19 protein-coding genes are annotated in these 19174 nt (G+C 67.2%); 14 read left to right on the forward strand and 5 right to left on the reverse strand.

Going from position 1 to position 19174, the window contains the following annotated elements; translation table 11 throughout:
- The first annotated feature begins 12 nt into the window (after nt 1-12).
- The 10 genes from WT26_RS27260 to WT26_RS27305 all read left to right on the forward strand — a co-directional run bounded on the left by WT26_RS27260 (nt 13) and on the right by WT26_RS27305 (nt 10587).
- A complete protein-coding gene (locus tag WT26_RS27260) occupies nt 13-1182 on the forward strand; it encodes a trans-sulfuration enzyme family protein (protein ID WP_042587928.1) in 1170 nt (389 codons plus the stop codon).
- 104 nt (nt 1183-1286) lie between these two features.
- Nucleotides 1287-2213 (forward strand): homocysteine S-methyltransferase family protein, encoded by a 927-nt coding sequence (locus WT26_RS27265; protein ID WP_069271237.1) that lies wholly within the window; start codon nt 1287-1289, stop codon nt 2211-2213.
- Nucleotides 2213-2650, forward strand: a complete 438-nt coding sequence (locus tag WT26_RS27270; RefSeq protein ID WP_045565477.1) for an Lrp/AsnC family transcriptional regulator — start codon at nt 2213-2215, stop codon at nt 2648-2650. Before WT26_RS27265 ends, WT26_RS27270 begins: the two co-directional genes overlap by 1 nt.
- A 126-nt stretch (nt 2651-2776) precedes the next feature.
- Nucleotides 2777-3400: a TetR/AcrR family transcriptional regulator gene (locus WT26_RS27275; RefSeq protein WP_069274380.1), complete on the forward strand. Its 624-nt coding sequence runs from the start codon at nt 2777-2779 to the stop codon at nt 3398-3400.
- Between the two features lie 154 nt (nt 3401-3554).
- Complete coding sequence (locus tag WT26_RS27280) at nt 3555-4598, forward strand: NADP-dependent oxidoreductase (RefSeq protein ID WP_069274381.1); 1044 nt, start codon at nt 3555-3557, stop codon at nt 4596-4598.
- A gap of 86 nt (nt 4599-4684) precedes the next feature.
- The gene (locus WT26_RS27285; RefSeq protein WP_069274382.1) at nt 4685-4987 is read left to right on the forward strand and encodes a putative quinol monooxygenase; all 303 of its coding nucleotides are present in this window, start codon (nt 4685-4687) and stop codon (nt 4985-4987) included.
- Nucleotides 4988-5048: 61 nt separating this feature from the next.
- Nucleotides 5049-5504 (forward strand): (2Fe-2S)-binding protein, encoded by a 456-nt coding sequence (locus WT26_RS27290; protein ID WP_069274383.1) that lies wholly within the window; start codon nt 5049-5051, stop codon nt 5502-5504.
- A 1-nt stretch (nt 5505) separates the two neighbouring features.
- Nucleotides 5506-7725 (forward strand): xanthine dehydrogenase family protein molybdopterin-binding subunit, encoded by a 2220-nt coding sequence (locus WT26_RS27295; protein ID WP_069274384.1) that lies wholly within the window; start codon nt 5506-5508, stop codon nt 7723-7725.
- A gap of 14 nt (nt 7726-7739) precedes the next feature.
- Nucleotides 7740-9056: a c-type cytochrome gene (locus WT26_RS27300; RefSeq protein ID WP_069274385.1), complete on the forward strand. Its 1317-nt coding sequence runs from the start codon at nt 7740-7742 to the stop codon at nt 9054-9056.
- Nucleotides 9057-9141: 85 nt separating this feature from the next.
- Nucleotides 9142-10587 carry an NAD-dependent succinate-semialdehyde dehydrogenase gene (locus tag WT26_RS27305; protein ID WP_059666865.1) on the forward strand — a complete coding sequence of 482 codons (1446 nt, stop codon included), beginning with the start codon at nt 9142-9144 and terminating at the stop codon, nt 10585-10587.
- 81 nt (nt 10588-10668) lie between these two features.
- Here WT26_RS27305 and WT26_RS27310 read toward each other — a convergent pair whose 3' ends face one another.
- Nucleotides 10669-11721 (reverse strand): hypothetical protein, encoded by a 1053-nt coding sequence (locus tag WT26_RS27310; protein ID WP_069271240.1) that lies wholly within the window; start codon nt 11719-11721, stop codon nt 10669-10671.
- Between the two features lie 585 nt (nt 11722-12306).
- Here WT26_RS27310 and WT26_RS27315 point away from each other — a divergent pair.
- Nucleotides 12307-12687 (forward strand): hypothetical protein, encoded by a 381-nt coding sequence (locus tag WT26_RS27315; RefSeq protein WP_059893641.1) that lies wholly within the window; start codon nt 12307-12309, stop codon nt 12685-12687.
- Between the two features lie 48 nt (nt 12688-12735).
- On the opposite strand, the gene WT26_RS27320 is transcribed toward WT26_RS27315, so the two are convergent.
- The 4 genes from WT26_RS27320 to WT26_RS37665 all read right to left on the reverse strand — a co-directional run bounded on the left by WT26_RS27320 (nt 12736) and on the right by WT26_RS37665 (nt 15695).
- Nucleotides 12736-13071, reverse strand: a complete 336-nt coding sequence (locus tag WT26_RS27320; protein ID WP_069271241.1) for a response regulator transcription factor — start codon at nt 13069-13071, stop codon at nt 12736-12738.
- Between the two features lie 367 nt (nt 13072-13438).
- Nucleotides 13439-14836 carry a type VI secretion system-associated FHA domain protein TagH gene (gene tagH / locus WT26_RS27325; protein ID WP_069274386.1) on the reverse strand — a complete coding sequence of 466 codons (1398 nt, stop codon included), beginning with the start codon at nt 14834-14836 and terminating at the stop codon, nt 13439-13441.
- 44 nt (nt 14837-14880) lie between these two features.
- The gene (locus tag WT26_RS27330; RefSeq protein WP_069274387.1) at nt 14881-15282 is read right to left on the reverse strand and encodes a TssQ family T6SS-associated lipoprotein; all 402 of its coding nucleotides are present in this window, start codon (nt 15280-15282) and stop codon (nt 14881-14883) included.
- A 56-nt stretch (nt 15283-15338) separates the two neighbouring features.
- Complete coding sequence (locus WT26_RS37665; protein WP_155774698.1) at nt 15339-15695, reverse strand: hypothetical protein; 357 nt, start codon at nt 15693-15695, stop codon at nt 15339-15341.
- A gap of 209 nt (nt 15696-15904) precedes the next feature.
- Here WT26_RS37665 and tssJ point away from each other — a divergent pair, with 209 nt between their 5' ends.
- From tssJ to WT26_RS27345, 3 genes are read left to right on the forward strand one after another with little or no spacing between them, the layout of a single operon-like run.
- On the forward strand, nt 15905-16423 hold the full coding sequence (gene tssJ, locus WT26_RS27335; RefSeq protein ID WP_069274388.1) for a type VI secretion system lipoprotein TssJ: 519 nt from the start codon (nt 15905-15907) through the stop codon (nt 16421-16423).
- Nucleotides 16420-17835, forward strand: coding sequence for a type VI secretion system baseplate subunit TssK (gene tssK / locus WT26_RS27340; RefSeq protein WP_059522072.1), 1416 nt, complete (start codon nt 16420-16422; stop codon nt 17833-17835). The genes tssJ and tssK overlap by 4 nt, the downstream gene beginning before the upstream one ends.
- Nucleotides 17836-17850: 15 nt before the next feature.
- A complete protein-coding gene (locus tag WT26_RS27345; RefSeq protein ID WP_059666863.1) occupies nt 17851-19173 on the forward strand; it encodes a DotU family type VI secretion system protein in 1323 nt (440 codons plus the stop codon).
- Nucleotide 19174: the final 1 nt, after the last annotated feature.

Raw genomic sequence — 19174 nt, forward strand, 5'->3', positions numbered from 1 at the left:
TCCGAGGACGAAATGGGATACAGGCTTGAAACGCTGGCTCTGGCTGCGGACCGCGACGTGACCGACGAGAAGTCGGTCGCGCCGGCGATCCACTATTCGGCGGTGTTCAAGGCAGCCGGCAGCGAGGAATTCGCGGAGATGTCGAGCGTGCCGCAGCATCCGCGCAACTACACCCGCTACGGCAATCCGGTTCACGAGCGCGTGAAGGCGGTCATGGCGGAGCTCGAGGGCACCGAGACCGCGCTCGTCACGGCATCCGGCATGGGCGCGATCGCGACCGCGATCCTCAGTGTCGTGAAGGCCGGCGATCACGTCGTCGGGCAGACGCGTCATTACATGAGCACGACGAAAATGCTCGACGACATGCTGCGCCGGTTCGGCGTCGAGGTGACGTTCGTCGACCAGACCGATGCGGCCGCGTTCGATCGGGCGATTCGGCCGAACACGCGGCTGATCGTGCTCGAGTCGCCGGTCAATCCGCTGCTGTTCGTGACCGACATCGCCGCGGTGACTGAAATCGCAAGGGCGCGCGGCATCCTGACACTCGCGGACAACACGTTCGCGTCGCCGGTCAACCAGCAGCCGCACCGGCTCGGTGTCGACATCGTCGTGCACAGCGCGACCAAGTATCTAGGCGGCCATCACGACCTGACCGGCGGCGTGATCTGCACGAGCCGCGTGCTCGCCGACCAGATCTGGCATACGCACATTACGCTCGGCTCGGTGCTGTCCCCGATGGACGCGTGGCTGCTGCTGCGCGGGCTGCGCACGCTGCCGATGCGCATCGAGCGAATCAACGCGAATGCTCAGGCGCTCGCCGAATTCCTCGAAGCGCACGCGAAGATCGAGCGCGTGTTCTATCCGGGCCTGCGCAGCCATCCGCAGCATGGGCTCGCCTGCCGGCAGATGCGTGGTTTCGGCGGCGTGGTTGCGTTCGGCGTGCGGGGGGGCTATGACGAAGCGCAGCGCTTTGTCGAGGCGCTGCGCTTGCCGCTGAATGCAGGCAATCTCGGCGGCGTCGATTCGCTCGCGATCCATACGGCATCCATGTGGGCGGGCACGATGTCGGCGGAGCAGATGCGCGCGGCCGACATCCCGCTCAATTTCATCCGCTATTCGGTCGGCATCGAGCACATCGACGACCTGATTGGCGATATCGCGCAAGCACTGGAGCAGATCTGACACGGACCCGCGCGCACGCTCGATCGACGCCCCACGCGCGGCGCGTCGGCCTTTGAATCGATTCGGGCGCGAGATGCGCGGATTGCAACGACGGAGCACGGACTATGCATGACATCACAGTACTCGACGGCGGCATGGGGCGCGAACTGGCGCGGATGGGCGCGCCGTTCAGACAGCCGGAATGGTCAGCGCTCGCGCTGATGGAAGCGCCGCATTACGTCAGCCTTGCACATGACGCATTCGTCGCGGCGGGTGCCGACGTGATCACCGCGAACAGCTATGCGGTCGTGCCGTTCCATATCGGCGAGGAGCGGTTCCGTTGCGACGGTGTCGCGCTCGCGGCACTTGCCGGGCAACTCGCGCGGCAAGCCGCCGATCGCGCGGGACGGCCCGTGCGCGTCGCAGGATCGCTTCCGCCGACCGGCGGCTCCTACCGGCCCGACCTGTTCGACGCGGCGCGCGCGGAGGCGATCCTGGCGACGCTCGTCGATGGGCTCGATCCCTACGTTGACCTTTGGCTGGCCGAGACGCAGAGCCTGACCGACGAGATCGGCGCGGTCCGGCGCGCGCTAGGTGAAAATCCGAAGCCGCTCTGGGTCTCGTTCACGCTGCGCGACGACGTCGACGCGGGCGCCACGCCGGTACTGCGATCGGGACAGACGCTCGACGAAGCGATCGACGCCGCCGTGTCCGCGCGCGCGACCGCGCTGCTGTTCAATTGCAGCCAGCCGGAAGCGATGGGTGCGGCGATGGGGACGGTGCAGCGCATGCTCGCGCGAACGGGAACGTCGCTCGTGATCGGCGCATATGCGAACGCGTTTCCGCCTCAGCGCGCCGACGCGCGCGCGAACGAGGAGCTCCACGGTTTGCGCGGCGACATCGATCCGCCCGGTTATGCAAGATGGGCAGAGCAGTGGCTTGCGCTGGGCGCGTGGGTTGTCGGCGGGTGTTGCGGAATTGGCCCCGACCACATCGCGGCATTGCGCGACGCGGTCGACGCGCGCGGCGCCGGGCACACCGGGTGCGGCTGATGAAGATCGACGGTCTGGACCAGAAAATAATCGACGCATTGTGTGCCGATGCGCGGATTCCGCTCGCGGTGCTGGCCGACAGGATCGGTCTGTCCCGGCAGGCGGTCCGGAACCGGATCGACCGGCTCGAAGCGCTGAAGATCATTGCAGGCTATACGGTGCGGCTCGCGTTGCCCGACGATATCGTGCCCGTGCGTGCCGTGATGCTCGTTTATCGCAAGGACCGGATGCGCGGCGCGGACGTGCTTGCCGCACTCGAGCGGATCGCCGAGGTGCGCGACTGCGCGGTCCTCAGCGGCGAGGTCGATTTGCTGGTGCAGATAGAGGCGGCCACACACGAGCGCATCAGCGACATCTGGGCGACGATCAGTGCGATGGACGGTGTGCAAAACATGACGACTAGCTTCGTGCTCGACCCGGTTGTCCACAAGCGGTGACTAAACCGGCGCAATAAGAACGGCGCGGGGCATTGGGAACCAATCGGGGATCAGGTAAAGTGCGACTCAAAATGCCGGTCGCACATTGCTAGACGACCGGTCTAATCGTTGCTAACATACGCCACCATGAATGCATCTTCGGGCGCCGAAGTCCGCCAGCACATCCTGAATATCGCCAAGCCGATCATGCTCCACAAGGGGTTTTCGGCGGTCGGCCTGAACGAGATTCTCGCTGCGGCGGGCATCCCGAAGGGCTCGTTCTACCATTACTTCGGCTCGAAAGAGGCATTCGGCGAAGCGCTGCTCGAAGCGTACTTCGACAGCTATCACGCGCATCTCGACAACCTGCTGGTCCGGCAGCCGGCCGGCACGGGCGCCGAGCGCCTGATGACGTACTGGCGCAACTGGCTGCACACGCAATGCGCGGACGATCCGCAAGGCAAGTGCCTCGCGGTGAAGCTCGGCGCGGAAGTGTCGGACCTGTCGGAAGCGATGCGCGCGGTGCTGCGGCAGGGCACGAGCCAGATCATCGAGCGGCTCGCGGGCGGCATCGAAACGGGGCTCGCCGACGGTTCGCTGCACGGGATCGACGATCCGTCTCACACCGCCGCGACGCTGTATGAGCTGTGGCTGGGCGCGACGCTGCTGGAAAAGATTCACCGCGACCGCAAGCCGCTCGAAAGAGCGATGGTCGAAACGCGGCGCATGCTGAACCTGCCGCAGTCGGCCGGCAACGGAGCGTGGCAGTAAGCGAGGCGCGCGTTGCGCGCCTTGTTTTATGTCCCGATAATAGACGACTGGTCTACTTTACTCGAATCGGCGCGCGGGCGTCGCCTGCTGTGTCGCCGGGTTCCTTTCCTGACCGGATCGTGCGAGAGCACGCATCCCCATTGACGGAGGTTTCATGTCGCAAAGCAAGACCGCAAATCGCCAGATCGTCCTGAATTCGCGCCCGGTCGGCGCGCCGACGCCGGGTAATTTCCGCACCGAAACCGGTGCCGTGCCGACGCCCGGCGCCGGCCAGGTGCTGCTGCGCACGGTCTGGTTGTCACTCGACCCGTACATGCGCGGCCGGATGAGCGACGCACCGTCCTATGCGCCGCCCGTGGCGCTCGGCGACGTGATGGTCGGCGGCACCGTCAGCCAGGTCGTCTCGTCGAACCTGCCGGCGTATCGCGCGGGCGATCTCGTCGTCGACATGGGCGGCTGGCAGGACTATGCGCTGTCCGACGGCCGCGACCTGATTCCGCTCGGCCGCGACGTCGCGCATCCGTCGTACGCACTCGGCGTGCTCGGCATGCCGGGCTTCACCGCCTATACGGGGCTGCTGAAAATCGGCGAGCCGAAGGCCGGCGAAACCGTGGTCGTCGCGGCGGCGAGCGGCGCGGTCGGCGCGGTGGTCGGCCAGATCGCCAAGCTCAAGGGCTGCCGCGTGATCGGCGTCGCGGGCGGCGCCGACAAGTGCGCGTACGTGACCGATACGCTCGGTTTCGACGCGTGCGTCGATCACCGCGACCCGGCATTCGCCGCGAAGCTGAAGGACGCCTGCCCGAACGGCATCGACGTCTATTTCGAGAACGTCGGCGGGGCCGTGTTCGACGCGGTGTGGCCGCTGCTCAACATCGGCGCGCGTGTGCCGGTGTGCGGACTGATCGCGCATTACAACGACACCGCGCTGTCGGCGGGCCCGGATCGCCTGCCGCTGCTGACGTACGCGCTGCTCGCGAAGCGCATCCGGATGCAGGGGTTCATCATCCTCGATCATTTTGCGGAGGGCTATGCCGCGTTCCTGAAGGACATGGGCGAGTGGGTCGCCGCCGGCAAGGTGAAGACGCTCGAGGACGTCGTCCCCGATCTGGCGGACGCGCCGGAAGCGCTGATCGGCTTGCTGGCCGGCAAGAACTTCGGCAAGGTCGTCGTGCGCGTGGGCCCGGACGAACTGGCCTGAGCCCGCGCCCCATGTCCCACGCCGTGCGCCGGCTCCGGCGCGCGGCATCGTTCATCCCGATTCAACGAAGGAAAGAAGGAAACAACATGCCTGTCTACGTCATCGCCAGCCTGATCCCGAAACCCGAACATGCGCAGACGGTCGAGACCGAATTGCGCGGCCTCGTCGCCGCGACGCGCACCGAGCCGGGCAACCGCCGCTACGACCTGTTCCGCCAGGCGGACGGTTCGCCGGGCTTCGACCTGTTCGAGGTCTATGAGGACGCGGCGGCGCTCGAAGCGCACCGCGCGAGCCCGCACTACATCGCCTATCGCGCCAAGGCCGGCGAGTGGCTCGCGCAGCGGCCGGTCGTGAAGGTGCTGGCGGCGCTCGACGCCGTGCAGTCGTAAGCGGTCCGCCCCCCGGCGCGCGCGTCGCGCCGTCCCCACACTACGCCAGCCCGGAGGCTGAATGGTCACCCTCAACATCAACGGCGAAACCCGTACGGTCGACGCCCCCGACGACATGCCCTTGCTCTGGGTGCTGCGCGACGTCGTCGGCCTCACCGGCACGAAGTTCGGCTGCGGGATCGCGCAATGCGGCGCGTGTACCGTGCATCTCGACGGCGTCGCCGCGCGCTCGTGCGTGCTGCCGGTCGCGGCCGTCGCGGGCCGCAAGATCACGACGATCGAAGCCGTCGGCGCGACGCCGGCCGGCCGCAAGGTTCAGCAGGCGTGGCGCGAGCTCGACGTCGTCCAGTGCGGCTATTGCCAGTCCGGGCAGGTGATGGCCGCCACCGCGCTGATCGCATCGAACCCGAACCCGAGCGATGCCGACATCGACGCGGCGATGGCCGGCAACATCTGCCGCTGCGGCACGTACAACCGGATTCGCGCGGCGGTCAGGCAAGCCGCGAAGGAGGCCTGACATGTCTCGAGGACTGATCGAAGCAGGCCAGGCAGGCGCGGGCGTGTCGCGCCGTTCGTTCCTCAAGCTCGGCATGTCGCTGGGCGCGGCGGCGGGCGGCGGCCTGCTGCTCGGTTTCAGCCTGCCGGCGGCAGGCGACGATGCGCGCCGTTCGGTGATCGGCGGCGACGGCGATGAAACCGCGCGCGCAGGCGTGTTCGCACCGAACGCGTTCGTGCAGATCGACCGCGCCGGCAAGGTCACGCTGGTGATGCCGAAGGTCGAGATGGGGCAGGGCGTCTACACGGCGCTGCCGATGCTGATCGCCGAGGAACTCGAAGTGCCGCTGTCGAACGTGACGCTCGACCATGCGCCGCCGAACGAGAAGCTCTTTCTCGATCCGCTGCTCGGCGGCCAGCTCACCGGCGGCTCGACGTCGGTACGCTACGCATGGGAGCCGCTGCGTCGCGCGGGCGCGACCGCGCGCACGCTGCTGGTCGCGGCCGCCGCGAAGCAATGGAACGTCGATCCGGCATCCTGCCGTGCGTCGAACGGCGAAGTGCAGCATCCGCCGAGCGGCCGGCGCGCGTCGTACGGCCAGCTCGCCGACGCCGCCGCGAAGCTGCCGGTGCCGAAGGACGTCGCGCTGAAGAAGCCGGCGGATTTCAAGCTGATCGGCACGCCCGCGAAGCGGCTCGATTCGCCGGAGAAGGTCGACGGCACCGCGCAGTTCGGGCTCGACGTGCGGCTGCCCGGCATGCTGTACGCGGTGATCGTGAACAGCCCGGTGTTCGGCGGCACGGTCGCGAGCGTCGACGATACCGCCGCGAAGAAGATTCCCGGCGTGCGCCAGGTCGTGCGAGCGGACAACGCGGTCGCGGTCGTCGGCGATCACACGTGGGCCGCGAAGCGCGGTGCATCGGCGCTCGTCGTGAAATGGAACGAAGGCGCGGACGCGAAGGTGTCGACGAAGGACATCGTCGCCGATCTCGCGCAGGCCGCGGCGAACGGCAAGGGCGCCGTCGCACGCAAGGACGGCGACGTCGGCAAGGGTTTCGCGGATGCGAAGACGCGCATCGACGCCGTGTACGAGCAGCCGTTCCTCGCGCACGCGACGATGGAGCCGGTGAACTGCACGGTGCACATGCGCGCCGACGGGTGCGAGATCTGGGTCGGCACGCAGGTGCCGACGCGGGCGCGCGATACCGTGCAGCAGCTCACGAGCTTTCCGCCGGAGAAGATCGTCGTGCACAACCACCTGCTCGGCGGCGGCTTCGGCCGGCGCCTCGAGACGGACATGATCGGCCAGGCGGTGAAGATCGCGAAGCAGGTCAACGCGCCGGTGAAGGTGATCTGGACGCGCGAGGAAGACATCCAGCACGACATGTACCGCCCGTACTACTACGACCGGATCTCGGCCGGGCTCGACGCGAACGGCAAGCCGATCGCGTGGCAGCACCGGATCGTCGGCTCGTCGATCCTCGCACGCTTCGCGCCGCCCGCGTTCCAGCACGGCGTCGATCCCGACGCGGTCGAGGTGGCCACCGACCTGCCGTACGACCTGCCGAACCAGCTGATCGACTACGTGCGGCAGGAGCCGCGCCACGTGCCGACCGCGTTCTGGCGCGGCGTGGGGCCGACACGCAGCACGTTCGTCGTCGAGAGCTTCATCGACGAACTGGCCGCGCAGACCAAGACCGACCCCGTGCAATACCGCCGGGCGCTGCTCGGCAAGACGCCGCGCGCGCTCAACGTGCTCGACGTCGCGACGAAGGCGGCCGGCTGGGGCCCGTCGCTGCCGAAAGGGCAAGGGCGCGGCGTATCGGTGATGCATGCGTTCGGCAGCTTCTTCTCGATCGTCATCGACGTCGCGGTGGATGACGGCGAAGTGCAGGTCAAGCGCGTCGTGTGCGCGGTCGATTGCGGCATGTTCGTCAATCCGAACACGATCGAGGCGCAAGTGCAGGGCGGCATCATCTTCGGGATCACGGGCGCGCTGTACGGCGAGATCACGATCGAGGACGGCCGTGTCGTGCAGAGCAATTTCACCGACTACCGGATGCTGCGGATCAACGAGACGCCGCCGATCGAGGTGCATCTGGTGAAGAGCGCCGAAGCGCCGGGCGGGATCGGCGAGCCCGGCACCGCGGCGCTCGCGGCCGCGCTGGCGAACGCGATCTTCGCGGCGACCGGCAAGCGGCTGCGCAAGCTGCCGGTCGGCGACCAGCTGAAAACCGCCTGACATCGAGGACCCGGATGATTCGAATCACACCCCTGGCGCGCGCCGCGAAGGCGTTCGGTGCGGCCGCCGTCACAGTCGCCGTCGCGCTGGCGGCCGCCACCGCAGCACAGGCCGCACCGGCCGCGGCGCCCGACGCGGCGCTCGTCGCGCGCGGCGCATACCTCGCGAAAGCGGGCGACTGCGTCGCGTGCCATACCGCGCCGCGCGGCACGCCGTTCGCCGGCGGCCTGAAGATGGTCACGCCGATGGGCGCGATCTACACGACCAACATCACGCCCGACCCGGACACGGGTATCGGCGGCTATACGGAAGCCGAGTTCGCCGGCGCGCTGCGCAAGGGCGTCGCGAAGGACGGTCACAACCTGTATCCTGCGATGCCGTATCCGTCGTACGCCAAGCTGAAGGACGACGACGTGAAGGCGCTGTACGCGTACTTCATGCACGGCGTCGAACCGGTGAAGCAGGCGAACCGGCCGTCCGACATCCCGTGGCCGCTCAACATGCGCTGGCCGCTCGCGTTGTGGAACATGGTGTTCCTCGACACGGCCGCCTATGCGGACAAGCCGGCCAAGGACGCGATGTGGAACCGCGGCGCGTATCTCGTGCAGGGGCTCGGGCACTGCGGGTCGTGCCACACGCCGCGCGGCGTCGGCTTCCAGGAGAAGGCGCTCGACGAAGGCGGCGCGGCGTTCCTGTCGGGTGCGCCGATCGACAACTGGTTCGCATCGAACCTGACCGGCGAGCCCAACACGGGGCTCGGCCGCTGGAACGAGGCCGAGGTCGCGCAGTTCCTGAAGACCGGCGCGAACCGCCATGCGACCGCGTTCGGTTCGATGGTCAGCGTGATCAACCACAGCACGCAGGCGCTCACGGACGACGATCTGGCGGCGATCTCCCGTTACCTGAAATCGCTGCCGGCGGCGGGCGGCACGGGCGCGCCGCCGTACCGCTACGATCCGAAGGCGACGCAGGTCGCACTGGGCCGGCCGGCAGCCGATCCGGGCGCGAAGGTGTATAACGCTTACTGCCTGCATTGCCACGGCGCGGACGGGCGCGGCTACGCGCCGCTGCTCGCGCCGCTCGCCGGCAACCCGAACGTGCTCGAAGGCGATGCCGCGTCGCTGATCAACGTGACGCTGAACGGCAGCGAGACGCTCGTGATCGATGGCGTGCCGTCCGCGTATCCGATGCCGGCGTTCTCGAACCAGTTGAACGACCGGCAGATCGCCGACGTGCTGACCTTCATGCGCGCTGGCTGGAACAACGGCGCGCCGGCCGTGCAGGCGGCGGACGTCGCGAAACTCCGCAAGGCGACCCAGGCGGCGCGTTGAGCGCGCGGGTCGGATTTCGCTTAACCGGTGCGCGCTCGTTCGCGAGGCGGCGCACCTTTTTCGACGCAAACGTAGGGGTGTCTGGATGGCTAACGTGACTTATACGGATACGCAACTGCTGATCGACGGCGAGTGGGTCGACGCCGCGAGCGGCAAGACGATCGACGTCGTGAACCCGGCGACCGGCCGGCCGATCGGCAAGGTGGCCCATGCGGGCATCGCCGATCTCGACCGTGCGCTCGCCGCCGCGCAACGCGGCTTCGAGGCCTGGCGCAAGGTGCCCGCGCACGAGCGCGCGGCGACGATGCGCAAGGCGGCCGCGCTGGTGCGCGAACGTGCCGACGCGATCGCGCAGCTGATGACGCAGGAACAGGGCAAGCCGCTCACCGAGGCGCGCGTCGAAGTGCTGTCGGCGGCGGACATCATCGAATGGTTCGCGGACGAAGGCCGCCGCGTGTACGGCCGGATCGTGCCGCCGCGCAACCTCGGCGCGCAGCAGACCGTCGTGAAGGAGCCGGTCGGCCCGGTCGCCGCGTTCACGCCGTGGAATTTCCCGGTCAACCAGGTCGTGCGCAAGCTGAGCGCCGCGCTCGCAACCGGCTGCTCGTTCCTCGTGAAAGCGCCGGAAGAAACCCCGGCGTCGCCGGCCGCGCTGCTGCGTGCCTTCGTCGACGCGGGCGTACCGTCCGGCGTGATCGGCCTCGTGTACGGCGATCCGGCGGAAATCTCGTCGTACCTGATCCCGCACCCGGTGATCCGCAAGGTCACGTTCACGGGTTCGACGCCGGTCGGCAAGCAGCTCGCCGCGATGGCCGGCCAGCACATGAAGCGCGCGACGATGGAGCTCGGCGGTCACGCGCCGGTGATCGTCGCCGAGGACGCCGACGTCGCGCTCGCGGTGAAGGCCGCCGGCGGCGCGAAGTTCCGCAACGCGGGGCAGGTCTGCATTTCGCCGACGCGCTTTCTCGTGCACAACAGCATCCGCGACGAATTCACGCGCGCGCTGGTCAAGCATGCCGAAGGGCTGAAGGTCGGCAACGGCCTCGAGGAAGGCACGACGCTCGGTGCGCTCGCGAACCCGCGCCGGCTCACCGCGATGGCATCCGTCGTCGACAACGCGCGCAAGGTCGGCGCGCGCATCGAAACCGGCGGCGAACGGATCGGCTCGGAAGGCAACTTCTTCGCGCCGACCGTGATCGCGGACGTGCCGCTCGAAGCGGACGTGTTCAACAACGAGCCGTTCGGCCCGGTCGCGGCGATCCGCGGTTTCGACAAGCTCGACGACGCGATCGCGGAAGCGAACCGTCTGCCGTTCGGTCTCGCCGGCTACGCGTTCACCCGTTCGTTCGCGAACGTGCACCTGCTCACGCAGCGCCTCGAAGTCGGGATGCTGTGGATCAACCAGCCCGCGACGCCGTGGCCGGAAATGCCGTTCGGCGGCGTGAAGGACTCGGGCTACGGATCGGAAGGCGGGCCGGAAGCGCTCGAACCGTACCTCGTCACGAAGTCGGTGACGGTGATGGCGGTTTGACAACCGGTAGAGCGTGGTGACGCCGCCGCTTCCGCGTAGGGGGCGGCGGCGTGTTCGTGGCGCGTCGACCGGCGGCGAACCTCAGCGGGCCGGCAGAATGCCCTCGAAGACGGCTCTCACTGCGCTCTGCTGGTCGGGGGGCAGATTTCCGTAGGTTGGCGGAACCGCGCCGCATTGGGCGACCTTCGCGCTTGTGGCCTTTCCTTTCGCGACTGCCCACTCGGACGACAGATTGCCTTCGAACGTCATGCCGAAGGGGCTATTGGCGCCTGCCGCCTGGCCCCAGCCGTTCACCATCATGGTTTCCTGCGCGCCGCCCCACGCGATCGGGTGCTTGCCGTTCTGCGACTCGCCGCGGTTTTGGCAGGAGCCGGCATTCGGCACGCAGTGGCCCCCGATGATTTGCTCCGGCGTGGCTTTCTTCACGTCGGCCAGGTCCATCAGCATGTAGTTCTCGAGATTGACGAGATAATCGCGATTGCTTTCGGCGATCAGGATCGCCGCCATCGCGTTGCCGAGCGCCTGATCGTTTGCGGCGGTTCCGCTCAGGCCGCCCGAGTAAACCGTCTTCATTGCGTTGAGCAGGTCCGCCGGCTTCTTCCTGTCTTTGGTGGCCTTGGCAAACATCGTCGGGTAGTCGCTGGCGAAACACGTGCTCGGGTTCCCGTTCGCGCGTCCCCAGAAGTGAATGTAGTTCGAGTATTGCCCGCCGCCACACTGGCGATAATAAATGGCCTGGTTCATCGAGAAGAACTGGCTCTGGCCGTCTGCCCCCGCGCATTGATAGGCCGCGAGACGCAGGAACTTCAACGGGCTCACGACGTTGCCGAAGTAGTTGTGTTTGTTGGGGCCCGCCGCAGGAAGGTGATCGTTCGCGCCGTCGCAACGTTTCGGGGCGGGCGGGGGATCTGCCCGGTCCAACCCCATAGTCCGGGCGGAGGCGACTCGATCGTTTGCGATCTTGAGCGCGGCTTCGCGCAACACGTTCGACGTCACGTAGAGCGGCGCTCCGCGCATGTCGACGGCATAGCAGTCGGTCGCCCCCTGCGCCTGCGTGGCGAAAGAAAGTGCGGCGGCAAACGAACATGCGGCGATCCCCAGGGTGCCGCCGATACGGTGACGATCGATATCCATGAACGGGCTCCAGTGATTTCGTGGATGGGAGGAGGCCCCACGAGCGGGCTTGCGTCAACGATAAGCAGGCGCACGCAGACGGCCTATGGGCCGAAAGCGCTGCCCGACGTCATGGGATGAAGGACACAGGAGGAAGGGACGCTCGGGGCGAGCAGTTGTGACCTGCGCGGGGAGCGGAGGGGGCTGGCGGCGCGAAATTCCGCAACACGGGGCAGGTGTGCATCTCCCGACGGTGTTGGCCGACGTGCTGCTCGAAGCGGACGTGTTCAACAACGAACCGCCGGATTCGTCGGTCAGGAAACCGGGGGGCACGACGATGGGCAATTTCCGCGGCGAATGGCGTGGCGGCGGCTTCAAAAATTGACTGCAGCCGTCGATACGAACGTGCGCCGTGACGTGCTGCATGGCCGTGCCGACGCGCGCGCCACTTCACCTCCGACAAGTTGCCGGCGTCGCACATTTATGCGACAGACGGTGAGCGCGCTGCGCGGAAAGATCACTCCGGCGCCCGCGGCGGCGCGGCGACGGGGCTGCACGCCGCGCCGGGCGCTTCGACACCCAACTGACCAACCGAGGAGAAACAGCATGAAAAAGGCCATCCCGCTGATTGCTGCTGTCTTGAGTCTTGCCGCCGGCGGCAGCGCACTCGCTACCCCTGTCGGCAATTGGCAGGTCACGCACTACGACTTCGTCAAGGGCACGCTCATCAATACCGTGGAAGTCTGCCTGAACGCCGACGGCACTTTTCACCAGACCAACTGGAGCGGCTATTGGGCGCTATCGCAATCAGGGAGCAACATGATGGCGCGAGAAACATATACGGCGGGGGTGGGGACGGGAGCGGACTTCGCCACCATCGTGAGCGATGATCTAATGACGGGTTTCAACGAGAGCTGGTATTCGAACAATCTAAGCGGCGGCTACTACACGACCAGCGTCTGGAAGCGCCTGAGCCACGCCTGTTGATGACGGCAAGGACGTGATCGCCGCGAGCGCGTGCTCGATGCAATTACGTCATCGCGTTGGCCCCGCGGATATCGGGGGCGTAGCGCTCGCGCGAGCGGCGGGGTCAATGCGTTTCAGGTCAAGCAGCCCGAGCTGGTGTGCCTCGAAGACCGCTTCGGATTTCGAATGGACGTCCAGCTTGACGTACAGCCGTCGCATGAAGGTCGCGACTGTGTTGCGCGAGACCTCCATCAGTTTTGCAGACTCTTTGAGTGAGAATCCCTTCGAGATAAGGGCAAGCACTTCGCTCTCGCGCGGTGACAGATCCACCGCGCGAGAGCGTGAGCTCCCCGCGCCCGGCTCAGAGGTGGCGGTTGTGAACGCCTCGTCATCATGCGTTTGCATGAAGTTGTGCCCCCGTAGCAACAATTCATTCTTTAATAAAGAGCGGCGTAAATTATCAATCTACATGGCGACTTCAGAAATATATCATAGGCAATATCGCTGACGATCAGCGAAAAATGTGGGTGCGCATGCAATGGATATTCCGTTTTCAATTAACGATATTGTTTTAAAATTGCAAAGGAATAACTGATCGTGACCGCGGCGCGTCATGGGGCGGCTTCCATGGTTGCGGCGTTGTTTTGGATGGATCGCCCAGATTCGTCGTGAAATGTGAAAGCATCTGAGCGGATCAGATATTTTCTAATGCCGCAGTCATGCCGGAAACTGTAGCAGGGGAGCGAAATAAAATCGCAAAAAATCCGTCCATTCAATGCCGGCCGCTGCCGCGATAGCTTTCCACTTCCGCGTCGTACGCCGCCAGAAACGCCTTGCCGAACACCGACGCGAAATCGTCCTCGATCGCGAACACCGTGTCGCGATGGGTCGCCGCGTAGCGATCCCACATCCTCGCCTTGTACAGCACGGGCACGCGCTTCTCGTACCAGCGCATCGCGTCGTCGCGCTCGCGCAGGCGTTGCGGCGAGAAGCGCGTCAGCAGGTCCATCAACGCGGCGCGCATGCCGGCGACCATGCCGATCTGGTGCGCGTGCAGATCCTGGAACGCGTCGCTGACCGCGCTCTGCGGCGACATGAAGCCCGGCAGCGGCAGCCCGAACATCTGCCGCAGCACGGCGCCGCCGTCGGGCAGCAGCTTCAGCGGGTTGTTCTCGCGATCGAGCAGCATCGTCATGTGCGCCTTCACCTCGCGCTTCAGGATGCTGCGCGACGACAGCAGCTCGACCGTGCCGTTCGCAAACAGCGCCAGCAACTGGCCCGCGATGTACAGCTGCTCGGCCGACCACTGATGCGATTCGGCGGCCGTGTCGAGCCCCGCGCCTTCGAAGAACGCGCTCAGCAGCGCGTCCGGCGTCGCGGGTTCCGGTGCGGGTGCCGCGGGCGGCGGGGCGTCGGCATCGGCGTCGACATCGGGCGCTTCGGCGGCTTCGGCCGCCGGTTGCACGCGCACGTGCTGCGTCCACTCGGGCGCATGGTCGGCCTGTGTAAATGAGCTTTGCGAGCCTTCGGCCGCATGGTGCGCATCGTCGGGGCCGGCGCCCCCCGACGGTTGCGCGAACAGGTCGAGCGGATCGGTCGACAGCTGATGCAGGTCGCGCTGCGGCGTGGACGACGGCGCTGCTGCGGAGTGCACGGCAGGCTCGACGTCCTGGCCGGCAGGCGCACGCGGCGCGGCTTCGTCCGACGTCTTGCCGCGTGCGAAGCGGTCGTGCAGCCGGCCCCATAGGCGGTTGCCGGTCGCTTTCGCATCGTCGTGCGGCGCAGCCGGATCGTGTGCACCGTCGGTCATATCGACCGTGCGCGCCGGGGCCGCATCGTTGCGCCCGGCCGCATCCTCGCGCTCCGCGCGCAGCACGTACGGCCCGATGCGGATGATGTCGCCGGTGTTGAGCGTGCGCTCCTGCGCATAGCCGACCGGCTCGCGGTTCACCTCGATCGTCGATACGCTGCTCAGGTTCTTCAGCAGGCAGGCGTCGTCGCCCACCTGCAGCAGCGCCTGCAGCCGCGAAATCTGCCGCGTGTCGTCGCGCAACACGAGATGGTTGTCGCTGGCCCGGCCGATGGTGCCGCCCGGCGGATGAAACACGACGGCGTCGTAGGAGTCGTTTTCGACCGGCTCGCCGGCATGTTCGATCACGATCAGTTGCATGTCATACGTCGCTCGGTGAAGTGCGCGCGCGCAGGCCGGTTCGTTCAGGACGACGACGCATGCCTGCGGCGCGCGAATTCGAACGCGGGCCCCCAGATCGGATGTCCCTTCTCCGCAGGGGACAGGTCGAAGCGCGGGTTGAGGTCGAGAATTTTCGAGAACTCGGCGCGGCACGGCGTGATGCGGTTCGTCACGCAATAGCTGAACGCGAGGAGCTTGTGCGCGGCAACCTGCGTGTCGGGGTCGGCGCCGTCGATTTCGCGCGCACGGCCGAGGATCGAAATCGTGCGGCCGTAGTCGCCCGCGGCGTACGCGGCGCGCGCGCCGTCGACCGCGGCACGCGCGGCCGACTGGGTCGGCGATGTGCTCGTGGACGTGCTGCTGCAGCCGCTCATGCCCAGCAACACGAGGCCAACGCAGGCAACCAGCGACGGACGGCCTTTCATTCTTTGTATGGACGAGTTCCGGTGATTGGACGGGTGACGCGCGGTGCTGTTGGATTCTAGTGCCAATCATCGGCACCGAATCGCTTGTTACGTTTTGTTTCATCTTGAAACAATAATCCCGGGCGGGCGCCTGATTTGATCCGGAATGCGCCTTGTGAATCCGGAAAATCGAACCTATAGTTCGGTGTGCTTTTTGGTTTCGTCAGTTTTTTGCAGCGCTCATCCCAGTGCGTAAAAGCGGGCCGTTTATTCCGGCGGCGTGAACAGCTTGGCACGTCACCCGAGTCGCATGCCGCCGCCGGCTTCCAGGCCGGAGGACGGCGCCGCGCGTCCGTCTGATGGGTGTTCGCGTACGAGATTCGTGCCGCGTCGGCAAGCAACGCATCCGGGAATCGGTCGGGAATCGATTCCAATTGATTTCCGTTTTTCGATTCAGGATTTTTCGGAGAGCGAGGATGATTCGACCCGGCTTTTCAAATGAATAAATTGCCGAATTGGATCGCGATGAAAGGAAAACGGAATTACATAATTACCGAATGAATCATTGCGCCTGATTCACCGATCGGGCCGGTTTCCGTCGTCGGGAAACCGGTGGAGACTGATTGCGCTGCGAGGATCGAATATGCGACGGCGGTCCGGTGGTTTCATCGTCCTGGGGTGCGTGCTGCTGCTCCCGGGGTGCGGCGCGACGGAGCACGCCGCGGCGGTGCCGTATGCGATCACGGTCGACGTTGCGCCCGACGTCAACCCTGACCCGAACCGCAAGCCTGCGCCGATCGTGCTGAAGGTGTTCCAGCTCCGCGCGGCATCGTCGTTCGACAGCGCGGATTTCTTCTCGCTGCAGGACAAGCCGGAGAACGTGCTCGGCACGGACCTGCTCGGCACCGATCGCGTGATCCTGCGGCCGGGCGAGTCGCGCACGCTGCACTATCGCGGCAACGTCGAAGCCGGCGCGATCGGCGTGGTCGCCGAATACCGGATGCTCGAAAGGAACCGCTGGCGGCTGACAGTGCCGCTGCCGCGCGCGAAGCAGCTCAATCTCTACAAGTTCTGGCAGACGTCGCCGGGCGAGCTGAAGCTGTCGATCGCGGTGCGCAACGGCGGGATAGGGCTCGGCGGCGATGCACGGGGGCGCCCATGACCGAACCGACGATGTCCGCGACACCGGTCGCGGCGCTCCGCCAGCGGGTGGTGTGGACCGAGGGGATGTTCCTGCGGCCGCAGCATTTCCAGCAGCTCGAACGGCACTGGGAACGCTACGTCGCGCTGCGCTGCCTGCCGCTGCAAGGCTTCTTCTGGGGCTTCGACACGCTGGAGCTCGATCGCGAGCAACTGGCGCTCGGCAAGGTCGCGCTGCGCACCGCGTCGGGCGTGATGCGCGACGGCACGCCGTTCGACCTGTCCCATCCGGACGATCTTCCCGAACCGCTCGACGTGCCGGCCGACGCGAAGGACCAGCTCGTCGTACTCGCGCTGCCGCTGTGGCGCGGCGGCGGCGAGGAGGTGTCGTTCGGTGCGGGCGGCGGCCATGCCGCGCACGGCGCGAACGGTACGAACGGCACGAACAGCGGCGCCGATGTCGCGCGCTACGTCGTGCGCGAATACGAAGTGGCCGACGCGAACGCGGTCGCGCTCGGTCCCGCCCTGCTGCAGACGGGGCGCCTGAACGTGCGGCTGATGCTCGAAGCCGAGCTGACCGGCGACTGGCACGCACTCGGCGTCGCACGGATCGTCGAGCGGCGCACCGATGCGCGGCTGCTCGTCGACGACGGCTACATCCCGCCGCGCCTCGTCGCGCAGCACGACGCCGTGCTGCTGGCCTACACGCGCGAACTGCACGGGCTGCTCACGCAACGCAGCGAAGCGCTCGCGGAACGGCTGTCGGAGCCCGGGCGCGGCGGCGTGTCGGAAGTCGCGGACTTCCTGCTGCTGCAGCTCGTGAACCGCTATCTCGCGCTGACCTGGCACGCGCAGCAGCACGTGTCGACGCATCCGGAGACGCTGTTCTGCGACTGGCTGAAGCTCGCGTGCGACCTGAGCACGTTCACGGCGGCCGGCCGGCGCCCGCAGTCGCTCGCCGTCTACGTGCACGACGACCTGCGCACGAGCTTCGCGGCGCTGATGACCGAACTGCGGCGGTCGCTGTCGACGGTGCTCGAGCAAAACGCGATCCAGATCGAGCTGCGCGATGCGGGCAACGGCATCCGCGTCGCGACGCTGGCCGACCCGGCGCTGCGCGACACGGCCGGCTTCGTGCTCGCGGTGCGCGCGGACGTGCCGGCCGACAGCCTGCGCGCGCGTTTTCCCGCGCAGGCCAAGCTCGGGCCGGTCGAGCGGATCCGCGATCTCGTGCAGCTGCAGCTGCCGGGCATCACGATGCGCCAGTTGCCGGTCGCGCCGCGGCAGATTCCGTATCACGCGGGCCATACGTACTTCGAGATCGACAAGGGCAGCGACCTGTGGAAGCAGCTGGCGCGCTCCGGCGGTCTCGCTTTTCATTTCGCCGGCGAATTCCCTGGACTCTCGATGGAGTTCTGGGCGATACGCGGGTGAGGGCGGGGCGACGCGATGAATTCTTCCTCCGATTCGATCTCCCCCGGCGCAGGCGGATTCGTGCCGCCGAATCCGGGCGGCATGCATCCGGCCGCGGCGGGAGCGGCCGGCCCGACCGCCACGCAGCCGCGCCCCGGGCGCTGGGCCGCGAGCGGCACGAACCCGCTCGTCGCGGCCGCGAATCCGTTGCTCAACCTCGTGCCGCAGATCCGGTCGACCGTCCATCACCCGAATCCCGCGTGGCTGCGCGAGCATCTCGTCGTCGAGATCCGGCAGTTCGAGGCGCGCGCGCAGGAGGCGGGCGTGCCGTCGGAAGCGATCATCGGCGCGCGCTACTGCCTGTGCACGGCGCTCGACGAGGCGGCCGCGCTGACGCCGTGGGGCGGCAGCGTGTGGTCGTCGCACAGCCTGCTCGTGTCGTTCCACAACGAAACCTGGGGCGGCGAGAAATTCTTCCACCTGCTCGAACGCCTGTCGCAGCAGCCGCGCCAGCATCTCGACCTGCTCGAGCTGCTGTATTTCTGCCTCGCGCTCGGCTTCGAGGGCCGTTATCGCGTGCTCGACAACGGCCATGCGCAGCTCGACGCGCTGCGCCACCAGCTCGCGCTCACGATCCGCTCGGTGCGCGGCGAATTCGAGCCGGCGCTGTCGCCGCACTGGCGCGACGTCGTCACGCGCGACGTCGCGCGCCGCTTCGCCGTGCCGCTGTGGGTGTGCGTGGCGCTCGCGCTGCTGATCGGCTTCGGCGTGTTCGTCGGGCTGCGGATCGCGCTCGCCGGGCATTCCGACCGGCTGTTCGCGTCGATCGACGCGCTGCACGTGCCGAAGCTGCAGCCCGCGCAAGCGCCGCCGCGCCCGGCACCGGCCCCGCGCATCGCGAAGTTCCTGGAACCGGAAATCGCGGCCGGCCTCGTGTCGGTGCGCGACGCCGCCGATCGCAGCGTGATCGTGCTGCGCGGCGACGGGTTGTTCAAGTCGGGCTCGACGTCGGTGATCGACCGCTACGTGCCGGTGCTCGCCCGTGTGGCCGATGCGCTGGACAAGGTGCCCGGCAACGTGCGCGTGACCGGTTATACGGACGACACGCCCGTGCATACCGCGCGCTTCGCGTCGAACTGGGATCTGTCGCGCGAACGCGCGGAAGCCGTGCGCGGCATGATCGCCGCGCGGCTCGACCGTCCGGAACGGCTCGCGGCGGAAGGGCGCGGCACGCTCGACCCGGTCGCGCCGAACGATACGCCCGCGAATCGCGCGCTGAACCGGCGCGTCGAGATCACGCTGCTGCCGGCGCCCGGCAGCGCCGCCGTCGGCGCGAGCGCGACGCAGGGGGCCCACTGAC

Origin of the sequence: Burkholderia cepacia, assembly GCF_001718835.1 — a bacterium.
Taxonomy (GTDB): domain Bacteria; phylum Pseudomonadota; class Gammaproteobacteria; order Burkholderiales; family Burkholderiaceae; genus Burkholderia; species Burkholderia cepacia_F.

Bases quoted from the DNA above. Each gene is read 5' to 3' on its own strand.
- WT26_RS27260 (WP_042587928.1), top strand. From the start codon at position 13: ATGGGATACAGGCTTGAAACGCTGGCTCTGGCTGCGGACCGCGACGTG.
- WT26_RS27265 (WP_069271237.1), top strand. From the start codon at position 1,287: ATGCATGACATCACAGTACTCGACGGCGGCATGGGGCGCGAACTGGCG.
- WT26_RS27270 (WP_045565477.1), top strand. From the start codon at position 2,213: ATGAAGATCGACGGTCTGGACCAGAAAATAATCGACGCATTGTGTGCC.
- WT26_RS27275 (WP_069274380.1), top strand. From the start codon at position 2,777: ATGAATGCATCTTCGGGCGCCGAAGTCCGCCAGCACATCCTGAATATC.
- WT26_RS27280 (WP_069274381.1), top strand. From the start codon at position 3,555: ATGTCGCAAAGCAAGACCGCAAATCGCCAGATCGTCCTGAATTCGCGC.
- WT26_RS27285 (WP_069274382.1), top strand. From the start codon at position 4,685: ATGCCTGTCTACGTCATCGCCAGCCTGATCCCGAAACCCGAACATGCG.
- WT26_RS27290 (WP_069274383.1), top strand. From the start codon at position 5,049: ATGGTCACCCTCAACATCAACGGCGAAACCCGTACGGTCGACGCCCCC.
- WT26_RS27295 (WP_069274384.1), top strand. From the start codon at position 5,506: ATGTCTCGAGGACTGATCGAAGCAGGCCAGGCAGGCGCGGGCGTGTCG.
- WT26_RS27300 (WP_069274385.1), top strand. From the start codon at position 7,740: ATGATTCGAATCACACCCCTGGCGCGCGCCGCGAAGGCGTTCGGTGCG.
- WT26_RS27305 (WP_059666865.1), top strand. From the start codon at position 9,142: ATGGCTAACGTGACTTATACGGATACGCAACTGCTGATCGACGGCGAG.
- WT26_RS27310 (WP_069271240.1), bottom strand. From the start codon at position 11,721: ATGGATATCGATCGTCACCGTATCGGCGGCACCCTGGGGATCGCCGCA.
- WT26_RS27315 (WP_059893641.1), top strand. From the start codon at position 12,307: ATGAAAAAGGCCATCCCGCTGATTGCTGCTGTCTTGAGTCTTGCCGCC.
- WT26_RS27320 (WP_069271241.1), bottom strand. From the start codon at position 13,071: ATGCAAACGCATGATGACGAGGCGTTCACAACCGCCACCTCTGAGCCG.
- tagH (WP_069274386.1), bottom strand. From the start codon at position 14,836: ATGCAACTGATCGTGATCGAACATGCCGGCGAGCCGGTCGAAAACGAC.
- WT26_RS27330 (WP_069274387.1), bottom strand. From the start codon at position 15,282: ATGAAAGGCCGTCCGTCGCTGGTTGCCTGCGTTGGCCTCGTGTTGCTG.
- tssJ (WP_069274388.1), top strand. From the start codon at position 15,905: ATGCGACGGCGGTCCGGTGGTTTCATCGTCCTGGGGTGCGTGCTGCTG.
- tssK (WP_059522072.1), top strand. From the start codon at position 16,420: ATGACCGAACCGACGATGTCCGCGACACCGGTCGCGGCGCTCCGCCAG.
- WT26_RS27345 (WP_059666863.1), top strand. From the start codon at position 17,851: ATGAATTCTTCCTCCGATTCGATCTCCCCCGGCGCAGGCGGATTCGTG.